The organism is Mycobacterium colombiense, from assembly GCF_001953985.1.
GTDB classification, from domain to species: Bacteria; Actinomycetota; Actinomycetes; order Mycobacteriales; family Mycobacteriaceae; genus Mycobacterium; species Mycobacterium colombiense_B.
In genome coordinates this window covers 353213-369333 of sequence record NZ_MBEI01000058.1, presented here as the reverse complement: position 1 = coordinate 369333, position 16121 = coordinate 353213, and the positions used below count along the sequence as shown (strand labels likewise).

Genomic DNA, 16121 nt, shown 5'->3' with positions numbered 1-16121 from the left:
GGCGGTGTCGTCGGGTCAGAGAGAGCGCACCAGCGCCGCTCGCCCCTTGGTGCGCATCTTGTAGGTGGCCGAGCCGCGGTACTGCTCCATCCGAGCGGCCATCTTGTTGCCCAGCTCCTCGAGCTCGGCGTCGGTGATCTTCACTTCCGGCGGAGCGGGAATCATGTCGCGCTCCTCTTCGTCGGCGTGCGCCTCCAGCACGGTCTTGAACGAGTTCCACTCGTCCTCATAGCCGGGCGCGCTCTGCGGCGTCCGCAGCAGCACGGAAAGCTGGTCGACCACCTGGCGATGCTCGGCGTGGGCGACCGCGATCAGCTTGCTGGCATCTTTGAGCGCCGGGTAGTAGAGGTCGTCCTCGATGCGGAAGTGGATGTCGAGCTCGATCAGCATCTCATCGAAAAGGGCATGCCGCTCTTCGGAATTCACCGGCGCCTCGCTGATCTTGCGACCCAGGCCCTTGATCACGACGTGGTGATCCTTGAGCACGTCATAGGCGTTCAATTGGCTCCTCCTTTTGCGATTCCTACCGCGCCGCCGGGAGCGGGCTGCTGCTCACCGCGGACTTCGACCACTCCGTCGACCAACCGGGCCTCGTAGCACGGCAGCGGCGCTGCCGCCGGGCCGCGCACGACCTCGCCGGACTCGGCCGCGAACCATGAGCCGTGCCAGGGGCACACCAGCCGGCCACGGTCCATCCAGCCGTCGGACATCGGCGCGGCCAGGTGGGGGCAGAATTCCCCGTACGCGGCGACCTCCCCCGGCTTGGTCTGGCAGACCACCAGGCCCACCCCGTCGACCTCGACCCGTACCGGCTTGCCATTCAACGAACTTGCGGGCAGCACCGGCGTCCAGGTGGAGGTGCGCAGCCGCGGGCCGGACTGGTCGATGCCGATCCCGGACTCGAAGACCAGTGCGCCACCGAGGTAGCTGCCGGCCACGGTGATGCCGTAGCCGAGGGCGGTGAGCACGATGCCGCGTCCGTGGCGGCCCTTGTGCCGGTCCCACCAGGACTGCATGTACAACGCGGTGGCGGCCACGTTCACCAGGCCGTGCACCGCGCCGACCCGGCGGTCCTCCTCGTGCGTGTGCTGCCAGTCGGTGACGCCGGTGACGGCCGAGCCGAGGCTGGCCAGGATGCCCACCCCGAGCGCTCGCGACGCGAATCGCGATGCGTCGACGACCTCGGATGCCGGCTGTCCGGGCAGGATGCTGAGCGCGTCCAGCGCCACCGTCGTCCCGAGCGCGCCACTCGTCAGCGACGCCAGCGGCGGGTGCACCGGGTGACCGAGCCAGACCCCGTTGAGCGCGTTGGCGACGGTGTTGCGGGCGCCGCCGAGCCCGTTGTAGGCGAAGCTGAGCAGGTGTTCGAACCGATAGCTCGGTCGATCAATCCACTCCTGGCGCCCGATCGCGGCCAGAACCTTCGATCCGACCTGCTGCAATCGACCCCCTCGTGGCCGACCAACCATGGCACCAGTCCTTCCTCAGATCAGCAGAAAATTGCGGCCAATTGCCGCAGAACCGAACGTTTACCCCTTGTTTACGCCGCGCACACGTGCGCGGAATGGCTGTCGTGACCCACCGTAGCCGCGGGCTTCCGCCTTTCAATTGCGGGCAACCTGTGAATTAGCACCAAGCATTCTTGTAGGAACCTGGTGGCGCGGCTTGCCAGGTGATTGACCGGCGCCGAAGACTGCGAGATTCTACTGAGCGGAGAGTATTTCTGTAGAACAGAGAATCGCAGAGGGGCCATGGCAGACCATCGCGGCGAATTGGTCGAGGTCTTCGAGAACGTGCGCCGGGGCATGATCCCCGCACACATCTACAACGACTCCGAACTGTTCGCGCTGGAGAAGCAACGGCTGTTCAGCCGGGCGTGGACGTTCGTGGGACACGAGTCCGAGATCGGCCAGGACGGCGACTACGTGGTGCGCCGGGTGCTCGACGACTCGTTCATCATCACCCGCGATTCGCAGGGCACCGTGCGGGCGCTGTTCAATATGTGCCTGCATCGCGGAATGCAGGTCTGTCGCGCGGAGATGGGAAACGCCTCCAACTTCCGCTGCCCCTATCACGGCTGGACCTACCGCAACGACGGCCGGCTCACCGGATTGCCGTTTCACCGGGAGGCCTACGGCGGCGACGAGGGATTCGCGAAGGACCAAACCCTTTTGCCCGCACCGAATTTCGCGAGCTACAACGGCCTGCTGTTCATCAGCCTGGATCCGAAAGCCGAACCGCTGGAAGAGTTCCTGGGCGACTTCAAGTTCTACCTGGACTACTACACGAAACAAAGCGCGGGCGGTGTCCAGGTGCGGGGGCCGCAGCGCTGGCGGATCAAGGCGAACTGGAAGATCGGCGCGGAGAACTTCGCCGGCGACATGTACCACACCCCGCACACCCATGCGTCGATCGTCGACATCGGGCTCTTCCGCGAACCGAAGGCCCAGAAGCGCAAGGACGGGGCCACCTATTGGGCGCACCGCGGCGGTGGGACCACCTACAAACTTCCGCCGGGCGGTTTCGAGGAGCGGATGCGCTACGTCGGCTACCCCGATGACATGATCGGCCGGATCAAAGATGTGTGGACGCCCCGACAGCAACGGGTGGTCGGCGAGGACGGATTCATGATCTCGGCCGCGACGTGCTTTCCGAACCTCAGCTTCGTGCACAACTGGCCCAAGGTGCACGACCGCGAGGACCAGGTGCTGCCGTTCATCTCGATCCGGTTGTGGCAGCCGATCAGCGAGAACGAGACCGAGGTGTGCTCGTGGTTCGCGGTGGACTCCGCCGCTCCCGCACAGTACAAACAAGACTCGTACAAGGCCTATTTGATGTGCTTCGGGTCCACCGGCATGTTCGAACAAGACGACGTGGAGAACTGGGTGTCGCTGACCACCACCGCGGGCGGTTCCATGGCGCGACGGCTCCTGCTGAACAGCCGGATGGGCCTGCTCGCCGACGACCGTCCCGTCATCGAGGCCTTGTCCCCCAGCGCCTTCCACGGCCCCGGACGCGCGCAGGTCGGCTACAACGAGCACAACCAGCGGGCGCTGCTGAACATGTGGGCCGACTACCTGCAAGGGGTGCCCGCATGAGGAAGCCGTTGCCGTTCAACGACCCTCGTCACTTGGAGGCACATCAGTTCCTGGTGGACGAGGCCTACCTGCTCGACGCCCAGCAGTATGAGGCGTGGCTGGACACGCTGACCGACGACGTCCGCTACGCCATGCCGGTACGCGTCACGACCGCGCGCGGCGCCGGTTTCGACACTTCGCCGGAAAGGGGGCCCGGCATGGACCATTTCGACGAGGACAAATACTCGTTGAGCCAGCGGGTCGCGCGGATGGGCACCGAGCACGTGTGGGCCGAGGACCCTCCGTCGCGGCTGCGGCATTTCATCACCAACGTGCGCACCTTTGAGGCCGACGACCCGGAAGACACGGCCCACCTGGTGGTCGAATCCGCCGAACTGCTGTTCCGCAGCAGGGGCGACGTCAACGACAGCGCGCTGATGTCATGCGGGCGCCGGGATGTGTTGCGCCGCTGCGATCATCGCTGGAAGCTGGCCCGCCGCATGATCATCGCCGACGAGTCGGTGCTACGGATGCAGAACCTGGCGGTGTTCCTGTGAACGATGAACTGCAGCGGCTGCTCGACGGCGCGGTCGGCGAAGCGATCAGCGTCGCAAACGAATTCACCGAGGTGGTGGTGCGCCGGGTCGACACCCGCAACGGATCGCGCCTGCTGATCAGCGCACCCAGATCCGGGCAGTGGATCACCCTGGACGCGCTGGAGGTCGAGGCGTTGACCTGGCAGAACCCCCGTACGCTGGCCGCCATGGTCGGCAATTCCCATGCGCCACTGCTGCCCGACGAGAGCGAAGCTCAACCGTGACCGGCTGGCTGGAGGGCAAGCGCGCCCTCATCGTGGGCGCCGGTTCGGGGATCGGCCGTGCCGTGGTGGCCGCGTTCGGCGCGGAGGGAGCGAACGTCGCTGTGCTGGAACGTGATCCGCGCAAGTGTGACGCGTTGCGCCAGCAGTTGCCGCAGGTGCCGGTGGTCGAGGGCGACGCCACCACCCATGAGGCCAACGACCGTGCCGTCGCCGCGGCGGTGGACGCCTTCGGCGGGCTGGACACCCTGGTCAACTGTGTCGGCGTCTTCGACTTCTACCGGGGCGTGGGCGACATCGAGGCCGACGCGCTCCCCGATGCGTTCGACGAGATGTTCCGCACCAACGTGCTGAGCCATCTGCAGGCGGCGAAGGCCGCGATCCCGGCGCTGCGACGCGCGCGGGGCCCCTCGATCGTGCTGACCGAGTCCGCGTCGTCGTTCTATCCCGGACGCGGTGGCGTGCTCTACGTGTCGTCGAAATTCGCGGTGCGCGGTCTGGTCTCGGCGTTGGCGCACGAACTGGCGCCGGACATCCGGGTCAACGGCGTGGCGCCCGGCGGCACCCTCAACACCGACCTGCGCGGCCTGTCCAGCCTGGGGCTCGACGAGACGCGCCTGGACGACAGCCCGGACCGCGCCCGAGACGTCGCCGCGCGCACGCCCCTGCATGTCGCGCTCACCGGCGAGGACCACGCGTGGAGTTACGTGTTCCTGGCGTCCGAGCGGTCCCACGGGATCACCGGCGAAACCGTCCGGCCGGACGGCGGATTCGGGTTGGGCGCACCACGATGACGGATCTGGATCAGCAGCGCGCCCTGGTGGCGCAGGGTTGCCGCGTCGCGGCAGCCCGCGGACTAGTCGACGGCATCCTGGGCCACCTGAGCCTGCGAGTCGACGACGAGCGCCTGCTGGTGCGCTGCCGAAGCGATGCCGACACCGGTGTCGCGTTCACCCGGGCCGACGACATCCGGCTGATCCGATTCGACGGCACCGCCGGTGCCCCAGGCGAACTCGACGGGTATCGCGTTCCCAACGAACTGCCGATCCACGTCGAGACCATGCTGGCCGACCCCCGTCACGCCGCCGTCGCGCACCTGCATCCCCCGGACGTGGTCGCCGCCGATCTGGCGGGCATCACGATCCGGCCGATCTACGGCGCCCATGACATCCCCGGCGCCTGGCTGGCGCGCGGCGGTGTGCCCGTCTACGAACGCGCCGTGCTGATCCGGAATTCGCGGCTGGGCAAGGAAATGGTGGCCGCGATGCGCGGCCGTCCGGTCGTGATCTGCCGCGGGCACGGAATCACCAGCGCCGCCGCCACTGTGCCGCAGGCGGTGCTGCAAGCGATCAGCCTCGACGCCCTGGCCCGCATGTCGTTGCGGGTGCGCGCGGCCGGCGGCACCCTGCGTGACATCGACGACGCGGACTGGGAGGACCTGCCCGACCTGGGGCCTGCGTTCACCGCCGAGGCGGCCTGGCGCCACGAGGTGGCACGGCTTGCCGATTACGAGAGCTGATCGCCAATCTCCTTGGCGGCGGCCACAAGTGCGGCGGCCACGGTCGGATACCGGGAGGCCGTCAGCCGGTCTTGCGGCGCGGCGGCGTTGAGCGCGAGCCGCAGCCCGGGCGCGCGGGTCGGGATCGGCACGGCGACCGACGCGACACCTTCCTCACTCTCTTCCCGGTTGGTGGCGTAGCCGCGCTCGCGGATGCCGGCGAGCTCAACTTCCAACTCGGTACGGCTGCCGATCGAATGCGAGGTGATGCGCTTCAGCTGCTCGCGCGGCAGCAGCGCGCGCAGTTCCGGCTGCGGCAACTGGGCCAGCATGACCTTGCCCGTCGAGGTGCAGTGGGCCGGCATGGCCCGGCCCAGCCGCGACGCCACCCGCACCGCCGCGGGCCCCTCCACGGCGGCGACGAAGCGGACGCTGGGTCCGTCGAGCATGCCGACGTGCACCGTCTCGCGCAGTTGTTCGCTGAGGCTGCGCATGACGGGCGCGGCGGTTCGCGCGATGTCGATGCGGCCGAAGATGGCGAACGCCACCCCGGTCAACGAGGAACCGGGCAGATAGGCCTTTGACACCGGGTCCTGCCGGACGAATCCGCGGTAGGCCAGCATCGCCAGCAAGCGATGCGCGGTCGACGACGCCACGCCCAGATAGCGGGTCGCCTCGCTCAGCCGGATCTGCGGCTGCTCACCCAACAGCAGCAACAGCTTGAGCGCGTTGTCGACCGACTCGATCGGATACTGCGGCGCAAGCGAATCGGCGACGGGCGACGCCTCGGCATCCCCGGCGTCGGGCTCACGCTTGTGTGGCATGGATCCACGGTAACCAGTTATGGGCGCGGCTTCGTATTATTCTCGGCATCGTGAGCGGGGCTATTCACGCTGGATACCGCCGTTACGTCGCCATCGGTGACAGCCAGACCGAGGGCCTGTGGGACGGCGACGACACGATCGGCCTGCTCGGATTCGCCGACAGGCTCGCGGTGATGGTCGATTCGCTCTATCCCGGCCTGCAGTACGCCAACCTCGCGATCCGTGGAAAACGGATCGGTCACGTGCTCACCGAGCAGCTTCCGCAGGCGCTGGCGATGCGGCCCGACCTGATCACCGTCTGCGCCGGCATGAACGACGTCATCCAGCCCGGGCGATCGTTTGCGCCCGCCCTGGCCGACCTCGAGCACATCTACGCCGCGCTGGCCGATTCGGGCGCGACGGTGGTGACGACGACCTTCCCGAACGTCGCCCAGTTCCTGCCGCTGGGCCGGCTGGTGGCGGGGCGGCTCGCCCGGATCAACGGGGCCATCAGCGCGGCCGCCCATCGCTACGGGTTCCGGCTCGTCGACCTGTACAACGCACCGTCGATGCGCGAGTTGGACACCTGGGCCATCGATCGGGTGCACGCGTCCACCAAGGGCCACGTGCTGTTCGCCGCCGCGGCCGCCGAGGCACTCAATTTGCCTGACAGCAACCATGATTGGGCGCTCGGCGGCCTCAACCCCACGCAGCGTTCCTTCGCGGCGGGCACATTCGAGCAGTTGCGCTGGACGCAGGAAAGCTTCTTCCCGTGGATCTGGCGGCGGCTGCGCGGCCTGTCGTCGTACGACGGGCGCGAACCCAAGCGCCCGCGGCTGGAGGGGCTGGACGCCCCGAGCGAATTCAAGCGGACACCTTAAGCCACGTACCCGCGGCCGGTCAGGCATCCTTGACGCATGAATCTGGAGCCCTTGCTGCACTCGATTCCGCCGCTCGCGGTCTACCTGGTGGTTGGAGGTGTGGTCGGCATCGAGAGCCTGGGGATTCCCCTGCCGGGTGAGATCGTGCTGGTCACGGCGGCGCTGATGTCGTCGCACCATGAGCTGGCCGTCAATCCGGTCGGGGTCGGCGTCGCCGCCGTGCTCGGCGCGGTGATCGGCGATTCGATCGGCTACGCGATCGGCCGACGGTTCGGCATGCCGCTTTTCGACCGGCTCGGGCGGCGGTTCCCGAAACATTTCGGGCCCGGCCACATCGCGCTCGCCGAAAAGTTGTTCAACCGCTGGGGTGTTCGCGCCGTCTTCCTCGGCCGCTTCATCGCGCTGCTACGGATTTTGGCCGGCCCGCTCGCGGGGGCGCTGAAGATGCACTACCCGCGGTTCCTGGCGGCCAACGTCTCGGGCGCCATCTGCTGGGCGGGCGGCACGACCGCGTTGGTGTACTTCGCCGGAATCGCCGCCGAGCGCTGGTTGGAACGATTCTCCTGGATCGGCCTGGTGATCGCCGTCGTGGCCGGGCTTACCGCCGCAATCCTGTTGCGGGAACGCACATCCCGGATGATCGCGGAATTGGAGGCCGAGCATTACCGCAAGGCCGGCGCAGGCGCGTCGACACCGTCTGACTAAACGGCCTCGCCGGCGTCCGCCACCAACCGCGGCCGGTGTTCGTCGATCAAAGTGCGGGCCATCTTGCGGGCGCGCAGGGCGGCGTCCAGGTCCCCGACGGCGGCCAGGATGATCGCGCCCTTCATCAAAATGTGCCAGGACGAGGCGAATTCCTCGACGTCGGTCAAGGCGGCTGCAACGGCACGGCCCCGCACGATGTCGCGGACGCGGTCGATGTGGGTGATGCAGGCCCGACCGGCCGGGTGATCGGGTCCCACCTCGAGCAGCACATTGATGAACGAGCAACCCTCGTAGCGGTCGCTGAGCCGGAACCAGTCATGCATGACGTCGAAGATCGCCAGCAACTGTTCCTCGGGGGTGTTGCCGCGCTGGCGCGACTGCTCCTCGATCAAACCGCGGGTCCAGAGCTCCTCGCGGCGCTCCAGCACGGCCAGCACCAGGTCGTTCTTGGTCGCGAAATGGCGGTACAGCGTCGCCCTGGCGACACCGGCCCGCGCGATCACCTCGTCGGTGCCCACCGCGCGGATACCACGCCGGCTGAACAGGTCATATGCGGCGGTCAGTACGCGTTCACGAGGCGACGCGGTGGGTGCTCCGACATCCGGAGTTGTCATACAGGACTTAACGTACTCTTAGGCCCCCACCGGTAGACAGACCGCCCTGTCTCGTTATAGAAATGAGATTCGCATAAGCGAACAAACAGTCTGTCTTCAGACATTAGGACGGGCATCCATCGGGGCGCCGCAGGGCGCTTGTCGATCAGGGGGTCCACCATGAATTTCGCCATTGTTGAAGCGATGCCCACGAGTCATTTGACGCTGAGCACCAAGCTCGTCTACGAACTCGGCGATCCCAACTCCACACTGCGGGCGACCGCGGATCGCAGCGGCGCGTCGGTGGTGATCTACGCCGGGGGCGAGGTCGACGCCTGCAACGAGGACACCTGGCGCCACCTGGTGCGCGAGGCGGCCAGCGGTGTCACCGCGCCCGGCTTCTTCGTCGTCGACGTCACCGGACTCGACTTCATGGGCTGCTGCGCCTTCGAGGTGCTGGCCGACGAGGCCAAGGGCTGCCGCGAACGCGACATCGACCTGCGCCTGGTGAGCTGCGAGCCGATCGTCGAGCGCATTGTCGACGCGTGCGGTCTCGGGGGTGTGTTGCCGATCTACCCCACCGTCGACTCCGCGCTGTCCGCGGCCGCTCGCTGGTAGATCCCCGGGCCGTAATCGGCTCATGGGCGACCATCCCACCTTTGGTGCCGAGGAAGAATTCCTCCTCATCGATCCGAAGACCGGCGCGCCCGCCCCGCACAACGCGGCGGTGGCCGCGGAAGCCGAGCGGCGCGGCGTCGCGCTTCAGCTCGAATTGAGCAGTTGTCAGGTGGAAACCACCTCGCAGGTGGCTTCGACCAGCGGCGAGCTTGGCGAGGAGCTGAGCCGGCTGCGGCGCACCGCGGCGCAGGCCGCCGAGGCCGCCGGCGTCCAGCTGCTGGCCTGCGGGCTTCCGCCGACCACACCGCACGAGTTTCCCGTCACCGACACCCCGCGCTACCGCAGGATCGGCGAAGAGTTCGGGATGATCGCCCACGAACAAGGCATCTGCGGTTGCCACGTGCACGTGCAGGTGCCCGATCGCGTCGCGGCCATCCATGTCAGCAATTGGCTGCGGCCGTGGCTGCCGTCTTTGCTTGCGCTGTCGGCGAATTCGCGGGTCTACCGCAACGCGGACAGCGGCCACGCGAGCTGGCGCAGCGTGCTGTGGCGGCGGTGGCCCGCGGCCGGAGCGCCGCCGTTCTTCGCCTCACCCGACGAGTACGACGACGCGGTGCGCCGGTTGGTCGACACCGGGGTGATCCTGGACAAAAAAATGATCTATTGGGACGTACGCCCGTCCGCGGACTTCCCGACGGTCGAGGTCCGGGTGGCCGACGTGCCGGCCACCGTCGCCGAGACCGTCCTGCTCGCCACCCTGATCCGGGCGGCGGTGATGACCGCGCTCGACTCGCCCGATGACGCGAGGCGGCTACCGCCCGGTGCGCTGCGCGCGGCGTACTGGAAGGCCGCACACGACGGGATATCCGGCCGCACACTGGATTTGATCCACGGCCGCGGTGCGGTGCCAGCGGGTGAGCAACTGGGAGCCCTGGTGCAGCGGGTGCGTCCCGCGCTGGAGTCGCTAGGCGAATACGACCGCGTTTGCCACGAACTCGACCGAGTCATAGCTGACGGCAACGGGGCGATGCGTCACCTGCGGGCGTGGCGCAAACGCGGTGAGGCGATGGATGTCATCACCGAAGCCGCCGCGGCCACGCTGAGTTGAGGTAAGCCCGACGCGGTCAAAACCGTTGCCGTACCTGGTCTCTCGTCAGGCCACCGCGAGCAGGCGATACAGGCCGATCAAACCCACAACCACGATGATCGCGCGCAGCGCGCTGCCCGACAGCCGGCGCCCGTAACGCGCCCCGAGGAGCCCGCCGACCAGTGAGCCGGCCGCGATCAGGCCGGCGGCCGGCCAGCTGATCCGGTCGAACGCCACGGACGTATAGGCAACGGCGGCAACCACATTCACCACCAGGGCCAGCAGGTTCTTGGCCGCGTTCATCCGCTGTACCGACTCCGGCAACAGGGCACCCATCAGGCCGACCAGCAGGATGCCTTGTGCCGCGGTGAAATAACCGCCGTAGACGCCGACGGCGAAGGTGCCGAACACCAGCGCGGCCATCCGGCGCTGGCTGACGTGCTCGGGTGAGCGTCCCGCGTCCGCGGCGCGGCGGGCCGTCCACGCCTGGATCCGCGGCCCGATCACCACCAGCACCAGCGCCAGCACCAGCAGCACCGGCACGATCTCGGCGAACACCTTTTCGGGCAGGTGCAACAGCAGATAGGCGCCCACCACCGCGCCGGCCAGCGACGCCGGTAGCTGCCACCGCAACCGATCCCACTGGCCGCCCAGCTCGGCGCGATAGCCCCAGGTGCCCGACACGCTGCCGGCGACCAGGCCCGTCGCGTTCGACATGGTGGCCGTCACCGGCGGGTAGCCGAGCGCCACCAGGGTCGGAAAGGTGATCAGGGTGCCGGACCCGACCAGCGCGTTGATCGCGCCGGCACCCAGCCCGGCCAGGCAAATGAGAAACATCTGAAATGGCGACACCGAAGAAAAACCTTAACCTGCGGCCGATTTCGGCGCGAGGCGACTGTCGCCGCGGGAACCCCCAGTCAGGCGGGCGGGGCTTCGGCGCCGCGATCCACGCCGGTTCGCAGCTTGACCGAGGCGGAATACGCCAGTGTCCGGAAGTGCAGGACCGGATCGTCGGAGGGCTCGATGCCATCGGTGACGCGCATCGGGTCGAACACCACGATGTCGCCGCCGTGCTCGCGTTCGGTGTCCAGGCCGGTGATCGCCAGCGTGCCGACGGTGACGATCTGCGTGCTCTGCCAGGCCGCCGACGGGTCCACCGTCGAGTCAGTGGGCCCGGCGATCTGCACCCGGAAGTCGAACCGCACCGGCCCGTCGTCCAGCCGGGCCTTCAGCTCGTCGGTCAGGAAGTCCGGATCCTTACCGCCGGCATCCGATCCCGACAGGTATTCCTCGGGCGCGGTCGGAACCAGGTGGTAGCGAACGAATCTGGCGCTGCCGTCGGCGGCGATCCAGCGGAAGGCGTGCAGGCCATGGTATTCGGTGGTGGCGTAGCTGGCCGGGACGCGGTTCGCCTCGCGCAGGACGGGCAGCGCGCCGAGCAGGTTCGGATGGAAAAGCAGGTGTTTGGCCAGGCGCAGCGGTGTGGTGAGGCCGGGACGCATCGCCTTGAGCAGATCGATGAAGCCGTCCGGTGTGCTGGAAACGAACAGGCGGGCGGTCTGCGTCGAGACATCGGTGGTGGATCCGTCGGGCAGGGTGAACTTCACCGCCATCCCGCGCACACCGGACGCGCCGTCGCGCTGCTCGGGGTTGCCGGATCCGTTGGAGAAGCGAATCAGCGCCGGAACGGTCGAGCCATCGAGATGTGGTGCGCGCGAGAGCATGAGAGCGTCGGGGGTTGCGGTGAACGTGCCCCGATACAGGGTGCCCTTGGCGTGCAATGCGCGACAACCGGGCTGTGCTCCCCCGGCGCCCCGGATCGCCTCGATCGCCTTGTCAGGAGTAAGTCCACCGCTCATGGACGAATCTTAGTCGGATCACCTGGGAAAGCCGAAGAGTTCGACGACACCGTGATCGCGACCGGCCGTGTAGCCGCCGTCAACGGCAAGTGCCTGGCCGCTGACGAACGAGGCGTCGGGAGACAGCAGGAAGGCGGCCATGGCGGCGATCTCTTCGGGCTGCCCCAGCCGCTGCAGGGCGTGTTCCTTGGTGATGGAGGCCAGCGGGCGCTCCATCCCGGGGATGCTGAAGACGCTGTGCGCCATGGGCGTTTCGATGAACCCTGGGCAGATGACGTTGGCCCGGATGCCGCTGGGCCCGTAGTCGAGCGCGATGTTCTTGGTGAGCAGCACGACGCCACCCTTGGCCGCGTTGTACGAGCTGCCGCCCGCGGTGCCCTCGAGGCCCTCGACGCTGGCGACGGTCACGATCGAGCCCCGCTCGCCGTCGGCCCGGGGTTGTTCGATCATCCTGGCCAGAGCCGCCTTCGCCACCACGAAGGTGCCGGTGAGGTTGATGCCGATCACCCGGTCCCATTCGGCACGATCGAGCAGGTGCACCGGGCCTCCCCCGGCGACACCGGCGGCGTGGAAGAGCCCGTCCAGGCGGCCCGGCACCGCGGCCAGCACCGCGGCGATCGCGGCTTCGTCGGTCACGTCGGCGGACACGAAGGTGAACCCCGGGCCCAGGTCGTCGGGCGGGGCGGCCAAGTCGGCACCGATCACGGTCCCGCCCTCGGCCAACAGCCGCCGCGCGGTGGCCAGTCCGATTCCCGATGAGGCGCCGGTCACGACGAAGGTGCGGGAACGGGCGCGCTCGGGGTTCACCATGTCGGATCCTTGTCTGGGCAGGTCGGGCCGGTCGGCCCAGTCATGGTGACACACCGCCGCGCAGTCGGTTCGCGAATATCGGATTAAGTGCCAAACCGGTTCGCGCCCTGAGTTTTACAGAGCCGTATCGCGGTTTGATACCTCGGCTGTATCAAGCTATAGCAAACCCAACTTGGACATTGCCGCCGCCACTGGAGGACGATGAGCCGACGGGCGAATTTCGCAGCGCCCGACGGCGTTAGGAATCACGATGTCAGCAACTCAGCCCCAGCTGCTTTTCCGTCGGGCCGACCGGCGTGGCGGGGCGGTGAGCGCGGCCGCCGTGATCGCCGTGGTCGTCCTGGCCTGCTCCGCCAACCGCGCCGAACGCACCGCCGCGATCACGCTGGCTTCCGACGACGCGATCGCCATCGCGCAGGGCGTCTCGGTCACCCCCGCGCCCGGCTGGACGGTCGGACACCGCGGCCCGAACTGGGTGGCGCTGAACAACGCCGACACCAGCGCGCAGCTGCGCATCACGGTCAAGTCCGCGGGCGGCACGGATGCCGCCGGGCTCCTGCAGGCCGACATCGACCAGTTCACCGGCGGCGCCTCTGCCATCTTGACCGATGTGAACCGCCTGAACCCACCCGACACCAAGGCGCTGCCCGGCGCCAATTTCCAGCAGGAGGCCTCCGTCAACTACACCGCGACCGTGGTGCACCCGCAGGGCACGATTCCGGTGATCGGCACGTTCACCGAGCTGCTGAACACCTCGAACGGCCGATCGGCGTTCATCGACTTCCGGCAGGACAGCAGCGCGACCACCCAGGCCGCCGGTGACGGCGGAATGATGATCGGCTCCATGGAGTGAGGCGCTGGCGACCCGCGCCGGCGAGGGTCGGCGTCGCGCGCGCGGGACCGACCGCGTATTAAAAACTGGAACGAATCGAACGCGGAGGGGTCCATGCCACCAGCCGACACGACGACCAGCACGGCGGAGACGCTCGCCGGCATCGTGGAACGACACGCACAGCAGCGGCCCGACGCGATCGCCATCCGCTTCGGCGAGCGCCAGTGGTCCTGGGCAGAGTGGAGCTCGCGGATTCGTCGCACGGCCGGGGCGCTGCGCGACGCGGGGCTCGAGCGGGGCCAGTGCGTGGCCTTCCTGGACAAGAACCACCCCGCCTGTCTCGAGGTGCTCATCGCCGGCGCCTCCATCGGCGTGGTCGCCACCGTGGTCAACTGGCGGGTGATCGGCGACGAACTCGTGCATGTGCTGGCCGACAGCGGCGCCCGCGTCCTGCTGGTCGGCACCGAGCTGCGCGCCGCGGCCGAGGCGGCCGCCCAGCGAGCGCCGGGCGTGGAACGCATCATCGAGATCGGCGACGAGTACGAGTCGCTGCTCGCCGCGGCGGCGCCGACGCAGCCCGATTCGAGCGTCGACGAGAACGAGACCGCGCTGGTGATCTACAGCTCCGGCACCACCGGCCGCCCCAAGGGCGTGCTGCTCAGCCAGCGCGCGCTGGTCAACCACGCGTCGAACCTGGCTCCGGCGTTTCCCTTCGCCGACGGCGACGCGAATCTGGTCGCCATGCCGTTGTTCCACGTCGGCGGGATCGGCTATGCCCTGTTCGGAATCCGTTCCGGGGCACCGACATTCATGACGCGTGAGCCTGACGCCGCGACGCTGATCGGCGCGGTGCGCGCGGGCGCCACCCACGCGTTCTTCGTCCCGCCGGTGATCGCCCGGTTCCTGGATGCGGGTGAGGCGGCGACCGCCGCGATCGCCGGCTTGCGCTACATCGTCTACGGCGCCGCACCGATGCCGCTGCCCTTGCTGCACCGGGCGCTGTCCACGTGGCCCGACACGAAATTCGTGCAGGTGTACGGGCAGACGGAATTGTGCGGCGCGGTCACCGCGCTGTCCGACGACGATCACCGCGACGCGGCGCGGCCCGAGCTGCAGCTGGCGGCCGGCAAGGCGGTGCTGGGCTGCGAGCTTCGCGTCGTCGACCCCGAGACCGCAAACCCGTTGCCGCCCGGGGAATCCGGCGAGGTGTGGGTGCGCAGCAACCAGAACATGACCGGCTACCTCAACCGTCCGGACGCGACGGCCGAGACGATCACCGCCGACGACTGGGTGCGCACCGGGGACATCGGGCGCCTGGACGCCGACGGCTACGTCTACATCGAAGACCGCATCAAGGACATGATCATCACCGGCGGCGAGAACGTGTACGGCCCCGAGGTGGAAAGCGTGCTCATCGAGCATCCCGCCGTCGGGGACGCGGCGGTGATCGGTGTGCCCGACGACTTCTGGGGCGAATCCGTCAAGGCGATCGTGGTGGCCGACGGCGAGGCCGACGCGAAAGACATCATCGAGTTTTGCCGACAGCACCTGGCCGGCTTCAAATGTCCGCGCACGATCGACTTCGTGGCCGAACTCCCCCGCAACGCCAGCGGAAAAATCCTGAAAACTCAGCTGCGCGAACCGTTTTGGCGCAACCGGGCGCGCGGCATATGAGCACTTGCGTGGATGCTGGGCAGCGAGTGGATCGACTTATAGCCGTCCCTCGACGCGCAACTCCGGGTGCACCCAGTCGGGTGAGCGGCGCTCCTTGAACGAGCGGAAGCCTTCGATGGCCTCGGCGTCCGACAGGCTGGCGGTCATGCCGATGCGGTCATAGAGACCCAGGTAGCTGTCGATGCTCGACTTGATGACGCCACGGGCGCGCGGCGCGGTTCGACAGCATTGCGCGAGAACGTCTTTCGCCGCGTCGAGTAGGCCCTCGTGCGGCACGACGCGGGTGACCAGGCCCCAGTCGAGGGCTTCGACCGCGGTGAGCACCCGTCCGGTGAACATCAGGTCGCGGGTGCGCACCGGCCCGATGACGCGGGTGAGCATCTGGCTGTAGTAGGTGTCGGCGTAGCCGCGGAACAGCTCGGGCACCCGGAAGGTCGCCCGATCGCTCACCACCGACAGGTCGCTGCACAGCGCAATCTGGAAGCCACCACCCTGGCACAACCCGTTGACCGCGGACACGATCGGCTTGCCGGAGGTGCGCACCGCGTCGAACGGCGTCACGTCCATGCCCAGCGCGGAACCGAAGGTGATCCAGTTGTCCGCGCCTCCCCCACCGCCCATGTCGCCGCCGGGGGCAAAGACATCACCGGTCCCGGTGAGCACCAGCCCGGCCAGGTCCTTGTCCTCGTTGAGACGCCCCACCGCATAACGGATCCCGAAATACATCGCCGGGCTCAGGGCATTGCGCGCCTCCGGCCGGTCGATGGTGCAGACGGCGATCGGGCCCTGACGCTCGAAGCGCAGGTACGGCGTGCCCAGCCAATCACCTTCGGGCGGACGGGGAGTGTTCTGCGGTGTCTGCGCCAC

Annotated in this window: 19 protein-coding genes; 11 read left to right on the top strand and 8 right to left on the bottom strand. The window is 68.2% G+C overall.

The genetic code is table 11. The features are described 5' to 3' along the window. Positions 1-15 precede the first annotated feature (15 nt). Both A5732_RS19140 and A5732_RS19135 read right to left on the bottom strand, forming a co-directional pair. The gene (locus A5732_RS19140) at positions 16-501 is read right to left on the bottom strand and encodes a hemerythrin domain-containing protein (RefSeq protein WP_065055078.1); all 486 of its coding nucleotides are present in this window, start codon (positions 499-501) and stop codon (positions 16-18) included. Then, entirely contained in the window at positions 498-1469 is a 972-nt protein-coding gene (locus tag A5732_RS19135; protein ID WP_065055077.1) for a Rieske 2Fe-2S domain-containing protein, read from the bottom strand. Before A5732_RS19135 ends, A5732_RS19140 begins: the two co-directional genes overlap by 4 nt. A 282-nt stretch (positions 1470-1751) precedes the next feature. Here A5732_RS19135 and A5732_RS19130 point away from each other — a divergent pair, with 282 nt between their 5' ends. Genes A5732_RS19130 through A5732_RS19110 form a run of 5 tightly spaced genes read left to right on the top strand, consistent with a single transcriptional unit; the run spans position 1752 to position 5413 of the window. Next, a complete protein-coding gene (locus tag A5732_RS19130; RefSeq protein WP_076051926.1) occupies positions 1752-3098 on the top strand; it encodes an aromatic ring-hydroxylating dioxygenase subunit alpha in 1347 nt (448 codons plus the stop codon). Beyond that, positions 3095-3634 (top strand): 3-phenylpropionate/cinnamic acid dioxygenase subunit beta, encoded by a 540-nt coding sequence (locus A5732_RS19125; protein WP_076051925.1) that lies wholly within the window; start codon positions 3095-3097, stop codon positions 3632-3634. The genes A5732_RS19130 and A5732_RS19125 overlap by 4 nt, the downstream gene beginning before the upstream one ends. Beyond that, positions 3631-3897, top strand: a complete 267-nt coding sequence (locus A5732_RS19120; protein WP_064951723.1) for a hypothetical protein — start codon at positions 3631-3633, stop codon at positions 3895-3897. Before A5732_RS19125 ends, A5732_RS19120 begins: the two co-directional genes overlap by 4 nt. Continuing rightward, positions 3894-4688, top strand: coding sequence for a 3-(cis-5,6-dihydroxycyclohexa-1,3-dien-1-yl)propanoate dehydrogenase (gene hcaB / locus A5732_RS19115; RefSeq protein WP_076051924.1), 795 nt, complete (start codon positions 3894-3896; stop codon positions 4686-4688). Before A5732_RS19120 ends, hcaB begins: the two co-directional genes overlap by 4 nt. Continuing rightward, positions 4685-5413, top strand: a complete 729-nt coding sequence (locus tag A5732_RS19110; protein ID WP_076103010.1) for a class II aldolase/adducin family protein — start codon at positions 4685-4687, stop codon at positions 5411-5413. Before hcaB ends, A5732_RS19110 begins: the two co-directional genes overlap by 4 nt. On the opposite strand, the gene A5732_RS19105 is transcribed toward A5732_RS19110, so the two are convergent. Continuing rightward, entirely contained in the window at positions 5401-6216 is an 816-nt protein-coding gene (locus tag A5732_RS19105) for an IclR family transcriptional regulator (protein WP_076103009.1), read from the bottom strand. The two genes, A5732_RS19110 and A5732_RS19105, sit on opposite strands and share 13 nt — an antisense overlap. A gap of 50 nt (positions 6217-6266) precedes the next feature. On the opposite strand from A5732_RS19105, the gene A5732_RS19100 reads away from it, so the two are divergent. Both A5732_RS19100 and A5732_RS19095 read left to right on the top strand, forming a co-directional pair. Further along, on the top strand, positions 6267-7076 hold the full coding sequence (locus A5732_RS19100; protein WP_076103008.1) for an SGNH/GDSL hydrolase family protein: 810 nt from the start codon (positions 6267-6269) through the stop codon (positions 7074-7076). A 36-nt stretch (positions 7077-7112) separates the two neighbouring features. Then, on the top strand, positions 7113-7781 hold the full coding sequence (locus A5732_RS19095) for a DedA family protein (protein WP_076051920.1): 669 nt from the start codon (positions 7113-7115) through the stop codon (positions 7779-7781). Here the strand turns inward: A5732_RS19095 and A5732_RS19090 are convergent. Continuing rightward, positions 7778-8395, bottom strand: a complete 618-nt coding sequence (locus tag A5732_RS19090; RefSeq protein ID WP_076051919.1) for a TetR/AcrR family transcriptional regulator — start codon at positions 8393-8395, stop codon at positions 7778-7780. The genes A5732_RS19095 and A5732_RS19090 overlap by 4 nt on opposite strands. A gap of 159 nt (positions 8396-8554) precedes the next feature. On the opposite strand from A5732_RS19090, the gene A5732_RS19085 reads away from it, so the two are divergent. Together A5732_RS19085 and A5732_RS19080 are read left to right on the top strand one after the other, a co-directional pair. After that, the gene (locus A5732_RS19085; RefSeq protein ID WP_076051918.1) at positions 8555-8992 is read left to right on the top strand and encodes an anti-sigma factor antagonist; all 438 of its coding nucleotides are present in this window, start codon (positions 8555-8557) and stop codon (positions 8990-8992) included. Positions 8993-9014: 22 nt separating this feature from the next. After that, on the top strand, positions 9015-10100 hold the full coding sequence (locus A5732_RS19080; RefSeq protein WP_076103007.1) for a glutamate--cysteine ligase: 1086 nt from the start codon (positions 9015-9017) through the stop codon (positions 10098-10100). 45 nt (positions 10101-10145) lie between these two features. On the opposite strand, the gene A5732_RS19075 is transcribed toward A5732_RS19080, so the two are convergent. The 3 genes from A5732_RS19075 to A5732_RS19065 all read right to left on the bottom strand — a co-directional run bounded on the left by A5732_RS19075 (position 10146) and on the right by A5732_RS19065 (position 12748). Then, the gene (locus A5732_RS19075; RefSeq protein WP_142254622.1) at positions 10146-10916 is read right to left on the bottom strand and encodes a sulfite exporter TauE/SafE family protein; all 771 of its coding nucleotides are present in this window, start codon (positions 10914-10916) and stop codon (positions 10146-10148) included. A gap of 80 nt (positions 10917-10996) precedes the next feature. Then, entirely contained in the window at positions 10997-11938 is a 942-nt protein-coding gene (locus tag A5732_RS19070) for a catalase family peroxidase (RefSeq protein WP_076103005.1), read from the bottom strand. A gap of 18 nt (positions 11939-11956) precedes the next feature. Continuing rightward, entirely contained in the window at positions 11957-12748 is a 792-nt protein-coding gene (locus A5732_RS19065; RefSeq protein ID WP_076103004.1) for an SDR family NAD(P)-dependent oxidoreductase, read from the bottom strand. A gap of 250 nt (positions 12749-12998) precedes the next feature. Between A5732_RS19065 and A5732_RS19060 the strand changes: the two genes are divergently transcribed. Together A5732_RS19060 and A5732_RS19055 are read left to right on the top strand one after the other, a co-directional pair. Next, positions 12999-13601, top strand: a complete 603-nt coding sequence (locus A5732_RS19060) for a hypothetical protein (RefSeq protein ID WP_076103003.1) — start codon at positions 12999-13001, stop codon at positions 13599-13601. A 93-nt stretch (positions 13602-13694) separates the two neighbouring features. Beyond that, the gene (locus A5732_RS19055) at positions 13695-15254 is read left to right on the top strand and encodes a long-chain-fatty-acid--CoA ligase (RefSeq protein ID WP_076103002.1); all 1560 of its coding nucleotides are present in this window, start codon (positions 13695-13697) and stop codon (positions 15252-15254) included. 36 nt (positions 15255-15290) lie between these two features. Here the strand turns inward: A5732_RS19055 and A5732_RS19050 are convergent, their stop codons facing one another. Continuing rightward, positions 15291-16121 carry an enoyl-CoA hydratase/isomerase family protein gene (locus tag A5732_RS19050; RefSeq protein ID WP_076103001.1) on the bottom strand — a complete coding sequence of 277 codons (831 nt, stop codon included), beginning with the start codon at positions 16119-16121 and terminating at the stop codon, positions 15291-15293.

What these genes read in the sequence shown, in the direction of transcription:
- A5732_RS19135 (WP_065055077.1), bottom strand. Translation starts at nt 1,469, where the DNA reads ATGGTTGGTCGGCCACGAGGGGGTCGATTGCAGCAGGTCGGATCGAAG.
- A5732_RS19130 (WP_076051926.1), top strand. Translation starts at nt 1,752, where the DNA reads ATGGCAGACCATCGCGGCGAATTGGTCGAGGTCTTCGAGAACGTGCGC.
- A5732_RS19125 (WP_076051925.1), top strand. Translation starts at nt 3,095, where the DNA reads ATGAGGAAGCCGTTGCCGTTCAACGACCCTCGTCACTTGGAGGCACAT.
- A5732_RS19110 (WP_076103010.1), top strand. Translation starts at nt 4,685, where the DNA reads ATGACGGATCTGGATCAGCAGCGCGCCCTGGTGGCGCAGGGTTGCCGC.
- A5732_RS19105 (WP_076103009.1), bottom strand. Translation starts at nt 6,216, where the DNA reads ATGCCACACAAGCGTGAGCCCGACGCCGGGGATGCCGAGGCGTCGCCC.
- A5732_RS19095 (WP_076051920.1), top strand. Translation starts at nt 7,113, where the DNA reads ATGAATCTGGAGCCCTTGCTGCACTCGATTCCGCCGCTCGCGGTCTAC.
- A5732_RS19090 (WP_076051919.1), bottom strand. Translation starts at nt 8,395, where the DNA reads ATGACAACTCCGGATGTCGGAGCACCCACCGCGTCGCCTCGTGAACGC.
- A5732_RS19085 (WP_076051918.1), top strand. Translation starts at nt 8,555, where the DNA reads ATGAATTTCGCCATTGTTGAAGCGATGCCCACGAGTCATTTGACGCTG.
- A5732_RS19080 (WP_076103007.1), top strand. Translation starts at nt 9,015, where the DNA reads ATGGGCGACCATCCCACCTTTGGTGCCGAGGAAGAATTCCTCCTCATC.
- A5732_RS19075 (WP_142254622.1), bottom strand. Translation starts at nt 10,916, where the DNA reads ATGTTTCTCATTTGCCTGGCCGGGCTGGGTGCCGGCGCGATCAACGCG.
- A5732_RS19070 (WP_076103005.1), bottom strand. Translation starts at nt 11,938, where the DNA reads ATGAGCGGTGGACTTACTCCTGACAAGGCGATCGAGGCGATCCGGGGC.
- A5732_RS19065 (WP_076103004.1), bottom strand. Translation starts at nt 12,748, where the DNA reads ATGGTGAACCCCGAGCGCGCCCGTTCCCGCACCTTCGTCGTGACCGGC.
- A5732_RS19060 (WP_076103003.1), top strand. Translation starts at nt 12,999, where the DNA reads ATGTCAGCAACTCAGCCCCAGCTGCTTTTCCGTCGGGCCGACCGGCGT.
- A5732_RS19055 (WP_076103002.1), top strand. Translation starts at nt 13,695, where the DNA reads ATGCCACCAGCCGACACGACGACCAGCACGGCGGAGACGCTCGCCGGC.